Source organism: Streptomyces sp. NPDC060027 (assembly GCF_042737005.1).
Classification (GTDB): Bacteria; Actinomycetota; Actinomycetes; order Streptomycetales; family Streptomycetaceae; genus Streptomyces.
Genome location: NZ_JBHWVI010000372.1, coordinates 1 through 5,122 on the forward strand (window position 1 = coordinate 1; position 5,122 = coordinate 5,122).

Annotated in this window: 5 protein-coding genes; 3 read left to right on the forward strand and 2 right to left on the reverse strand. The window is 68.2% G+C overall.

Going from position 1 to position 5,122, the window contains the following annotated elements:
• Positions 1-74: 74 nt before the first annotated feature.
• The gene (locus tag ACFWBT_RS41730) at positions 75-632 is read right to left on the reverse strand and encodes a hypothetical protein (protein ID WP_385709676.1); all 558 of its coding nucleotides are present in this window, start codon (positions 630-632) and stop codon (positions 75-77) included.
• 90 nt (positions 633-722) lie between these two features.
• A complete protein-coding gene (locus ACFWBT_RS41735) occupies positions 723-962 on the reverse strand; it encodes a hypothetical protein (RefSeq protein ID WP_385709678.1) in 240 nt (79 codons plus the stop codon).
• A 246-nt stretch (positions 963-1,208) separates the two neighbouring features.
• Between ACFWBT_RS41735 and thyX the strand changes: the two genes are divergently transcribed.
• The 3 genes from thyX to ACFWBT_RS41750 all read left to right on the forward strand — a co-directional run bounded on the left by thyX (position 1,209) and on the right by ACFWBT_RS41750 (position 4,882).
• Positions 1,209-1,949, forward strand: a complete 741-nt coding sequence (gene thyX, locus ACFWBT_RS41740; RefSeq protein ID WP_385709680.1) for an FAD-dependent thymidylate synthase — start codon at positions 1,209-1,211, stop codon at positions 1,947-1,949.
• Between the two features lie 211 nt (positions 1,950-2,160).
• Positions 2,161-3,060 carry a 4-hydroxy-tetrahydrodipicolinate synthase gene (gene dapA, locus ACFWBT_RS41745; protein ID WP_385709683.1) on the forward strand — a complete coding sequence of 300 codons (900 nt, stop codon included), beginning with the start codon at positions 2,161-2,163 and terminating at the stop codon, positions 3,058-3,060.
• Positions 3,061-3,196: 136 nt separating this feature from the next.
• The gene (locus ACFWBT_RS41750) at positions 3,197-4,882 is read left to right on the forward strand and encodes a ribonuclease J (protein ID WP_385709686.1); all 1,686 of its coding nucleotides are present in this window, start codon (positions 3,197-3,199) and stop codon (positions 4,880-4,882) included.
• The last annotated feature ends 240 nt before the right edge of the window (positions 4,883-5,122 follow it).

Below are 5,122 nucleotides of genomic sequence, written 5' to 3' on the forward strand. Positions count from 1 at the left end.
GGGCCGGTCCGCGCTGAGCGGACCGGCCCCTTCGTCGTCGAAGCCGTGTGCGGAGATCCGCCGAGGCGGGAGTCTCAGACCCGGCGGTACTCGTCGGCCCACACCTCGACGGCGTCCGCCGCCCGGTCGAAGGCCTCCGTACGCGCCAGGAAGTCGGCGTTGTGCGTGGTCATCAGCGGCGGCACGTCCCCGGGCGCACGATCGCCGCGTACGAGCATCAGGGCCTGGCCCTGAACCGTGCGGGGCAGTCCCAGCCAGCGCACCGGCTGCTGCACCGTGCGCACCGCCACGACCTGCTCCCACGGAGTCGTGTGCGTGACGAAGAAGCCCACCCTGCGCAGTCCTCGGGCGCTGACCCACACACCCACGCGCAGCAGCCGCAGCGCGCACAGTATGGCGGCCGCCGCCCCGGCCATACAGGCCCCGGCGGCCGGCAGCGTCCCGGCCACGGCGATGATCACAGCCGCTACGAGGACATACGAGGCGAGCAGCAGGATGAGCGCGGCCGCACCCACCCGCCACGGGCCGGGCCGGTAGGGGCGCCGCCAGTGGTCGCGGTCGTCGAAGGGCAGCGCGACATCCTCCGCCGCCTCGTCAAAGGCGCGGTCCGCCGTCAGGAAGGGCAGGGGCACGACTGATCCTCACTCAATCCACGCATGGGCTGTGCCCGGTGAGGTTATCGAGCCGGATGCCGGCTCACCACCCTTGGGGGTCCGGAAGAGTCAGCGGCCGTCCGAAGCCTGGGAACCCTGCGTCTGCGCAGGTGACTGATCCTGTGACAGGGCGGGCATCCCGAGGATCAGGGACCCGGCGATCCCGGCGATCACGGTGAGGCCGATGAGCCACCGGCCGGTTATCTGCCCGGCGGAGGGCCGCTCGCGCGGCGGGGGAGCGACATTGCTGCGGAACTGGTCGGCTTCGGCGATGAAGGCGAACGGGACGGGATCGCGCCGACGGAACATGGGCGGTGTTTCTCCTCTGGGGGCTCGCGGGGACACGACGGTCCGGCGACAAAGTGACTCGAACTCATCATTCTCACTCATACAGACGGTCGAATGGTCCAAGAGGTGCCCAGATTCTCCGAATTCGCAGAAGTTCGCCGGCGAATGTCACGGCCGGCAGGGAACGCCCGGTTGCGGACGCCGGGCGGACGCCGGGCCGTAGAGTGGTCGCCGCCCGAGCCAGTGATGGGAAGGACCCTGCCCACCGTGACCGACACCCCAGCCGACGAGCTCAAGCCCTTCTTCCGCAGCGATGTCACCGTCGAGCTGATCAAGCACACGGCCTCCGACGCCGATGTGCTGTTCGCCGCCCGTGTCTCCACTGCCGGGGAGCAGTCGCTGGAAGAGCTGCAGAAGGACCCGGAGCGCTCCAAGGGCCTGATCAACTACCTGATGCGGGACCGGCACGGCAGCCCCTTCGAGCACAACTCGATGACCTTCTTCATCAGCGCCCCGATCTTCGTCTTCCGCGAGTTCATGAGGCACCGCGTGGGCTGGTCGTACAACGAGGAATCGGGCCGCTACAGGGAGCTGGAGCCGGTCTTCTACGTCCCGGACGCCTCCCGGAAGCTGATTCAGGAGGGCCGCCCCGGCAAGTACGTCTTCGTCGAGGGCACGCAGGCGCAGCAGGAGCTCACGGGCCGTGTGATGGAGGACTCCTACCGCCAGGCGTACGCGTCCTACCAGGAGATGCTCGCCGCCGGTGTGGCCCGCGAGGTGGCCCGCGCCGTACTCCCGGTCGGCCTGTTCTCCTCGATGTACGCCACGTGCAACGCGCGCTCCCTGATGCACTTCCTCGGCCTGCGCACCCAGCACGAGCTCGCCAAGGTCCCGTCCTTCCCGCAGCGGGAGATCGAGATGGTCGGCGAGAAGATGGAGGCGGAGTGGGCCAGGCTCATGCCGCTCACGTACGCGGCCTACAACGCCAACGGGCGCGTGGCGCCGTAACGCGCCCCAGCGCACCGGTCCGGCACAGATGTACGGATCAGCCGAGCGAAGTGTCCGTATTGCGGCATTTCGCGAAGTTCATCTAGCCTGATCAAACGGACCCGGCACTGCTTGAACCCCCGAGCAGGCAGTGCCGGGTTCCACCTTTGTCATGCTTTGTCGTGTCCCCCGAGGGCAGACCCCGCGTTGAGCAGCGAGTAGCGTATTACCCATGGCTCCGACCTCCACTCCGCAGACCCCCTTCGGGCGGGTCCTCACCGCCATGGTCACGCCCTTCACGGCGGACGGCGCACTCGACCTCGACGGCGCTCAGCGGCTCGCCACCCACCTGGTGGACGCAGGCAACGACGGCCTGATCATCAACGGCACCACCGGTGAGTCCCCGACCACCAGCAACGCGGAGAAATCGGAGCTCGTACGCGCCGTGCTGGAGGCGGTGGGCGACCGCGCCCACATCGTCGCCGGCGTCGGCACGAACGACACCCGTCACAGCATCGAGCTGGCCCGCGACGCCGAGAAGACCGGCGCACACGGCCTGCTCACCGTGACGCCGTACTACAACAAGCCCCCGCAGGAGGGCCTGTACCGGCACTTCTCGGCCATCGCCGACGCGACCGAACTGCCGGTCATGCTCTACGACATCCCCGGCCGCAGTGGCGTCCCGATCAACACCGAAACCCTGGTGCGGCTCGCCGAGCACCCGCGTATCGTCGCCAACAAGGACGCCAAGGGGGACCTCGGCCGCGCCAGCTGGGCCATCGCCCGCTCCGGCCTCGCCTGGTACTCCGGCGACGACATGCTGAACCTGCCGCTGCTCTCCGTCGGCGCGGTGGGCTTCGTCTCCGTCGTGGGCCACGTCGTCACCCCGGAACTGCGCGCGATGCTCGACGCGTACGTCTCGGGCGACGTCCAGAAGGCCACCGAGATCCACCAGAAGCTGCTACCCGTCTTCACCGGTATGTTCCGCACCCAGGGCGTCATGACGACCAAGGCCGCGCTCGCCCTCCAGGGCTTGCCCGCCGGTCCGCTGCGCGCCCCGATGGTCGAACTGTCCCCCGAGGAGACCACTCAGCTCAAGATCGATCTTGGCGCCGGCGGGGTAGAGCTCTAACCACAGACTTCACAACTGAATACGCACGACCCGCAGGCCATCGGCCTGCACCCCACACAGACAACTGCTACTGCACGAACGTCACGCGCGCCACGTGCCTTGCCAGGTACGTGGCGCGCGTGGTGAGGAGAGTCTTTTGAGTCATCCGCATCCTGAACTCGGCGCACCGCCGGTCCTCCCGAAGGGCGGCCTCCGGGTCACCCCGCTCGGCGGCCTCGGCGAGATCGGCCGGAACATGACGGTCTTCGAGTACGGAGGCCGCCTGCTGATCGTCGACTGCGGAGTGCTCTTCCCCGAGGAGGAGCAGCCCGGAATCGACCTGATCCTGCCGGACTTCACGTCCGTCAGGGACCGCCTCGACGACATCGAGGGCATCGTGCTCACGCACGGCCACGAGGACCACATCGGCGGCGTCCCGTTCCTCCTGCGCGAGAAGCCGGACATCCCGCTGATCGGCTCCAAGCTGACCCTCGCCCTCATCGAGGCGAAGCTCCAGGAGCACCGCATCCGGCCCTACACGCTCGAGGTGGCCGAAGGCCACCGTGAGCGCATCGGCCCCTTCGACTGCGAGTTCGTCGCGGTCAACCACTCCATCCCGGACGCCCTCGCGGTCGCCATCCGCACCCCCGCGGGCATGGTCGTCCACACCGGCGACTTCAAGATGGACCAGCTCCCGCTGGACGGACGCCTCACGGACCTGCACGCGTTCGCGCGCCTGAGCGAGGAAGGCATCGACCTTCTCCTCTCGGACTCCACGAACGCCGAGGTCCCGGGCTTCGTCCCGCCCGAGCGCGACATCCAGAACGTCCTGCGCCAGGTCTTCGCCAACGCCAGCAAGCGGATCATCGTGGCGAGCTTCGCCAGCCACGTCCACCGCATCCAGCAGATCCTCGACACCGCCCACGAGTACGGCCGCAGGGTCGCCTTCGTCGGCCGCTCGATGGTCCGCAACATGGGCATCGCGCGAGACCTCGGCTATCTGAAGGTCCCGCCGGGCCTGGTCGTCGACGTCAAGACGCTCGACGACCTCCCGGATCACGAGATCGTCCTCGTCTGTACGGGCTCCCAGGGCGAGCCGATGGCCGCCCTCTCCCGGATGGCGAACCGCGACCACCAGATCCGGATCGTCCAGGGCGACACGGTGATCCTGGCGTCGTCCCTGATCCCGGGCAACGAGAACGCGGTCTACCGCGTGATCAACGGCCTGACCCGCTGGGGCGCGAACGTCGTCCACAAGGGCAACGCCAAGGTGCACGTCTCCGGACACGCCTCCGCGGGCGAGCTGCTGTACTTCTACAACATCTGCAAGCCGCGCAACCTGATGCCGGTCCACGGCGAATGGCGCCACCTGCGCGCCAACGCCGAGCTGGGCGCCCTGACCGGTGTCCCGCACGACCGCATCGTGATCGCCGAGGACGGCGTCGTCGTCGACCTGATCGAGGGCAAGGCGAAGATCTCCGGCAAGGTCCAGGCGGGGTATGTGTACGTCGACGGCCTCTCGGTCGGTGACGTCGGTGAGCCCGCGCTCAAGGACCGCAAGATCCTCGGCGACGAGGGCATCATCTCGGTCTTCGTGGTGATGGACTCCAGCACCGGCAAGCTGACGGGCGGCCCGCACGTACAGGCACGCGGCTCCGGCATCGACGATTCCGCCTTCGCCGATGTCATCCCGAAGGTCACGGAGGTCCTGGAGCGGTCCGCTCAGGACGGCGTGGTCGAGCCCCACCAGCTGCAGCAACTCATCCGCCGCACGCTGGGCAAGTGGGTCTCCGACAACTACCGCCGGCGCCCGATGATCCTCCCGGTCGTCGTCGAGGTCTGACCCCGACGAGCGCCAACCAGGAGCGGGGCGCCTCGATTTGCATCGGGGAGCCCCGCTCCAGTACGTTTACGTCTCCGCCTGAACGGGAACCCGGCAGCTTCGTGCGCCGGAACCAGTCCCCGACCGGGGCGGGAATTCCGACTCAGACATTCTGATAAAGTCGGAGCCGCTGGAAAGGGAAACGCGAAAGCGGATTACCTGGAAAGCACCGAGGAAATCGGGCCCGAGAGGATCTGATAG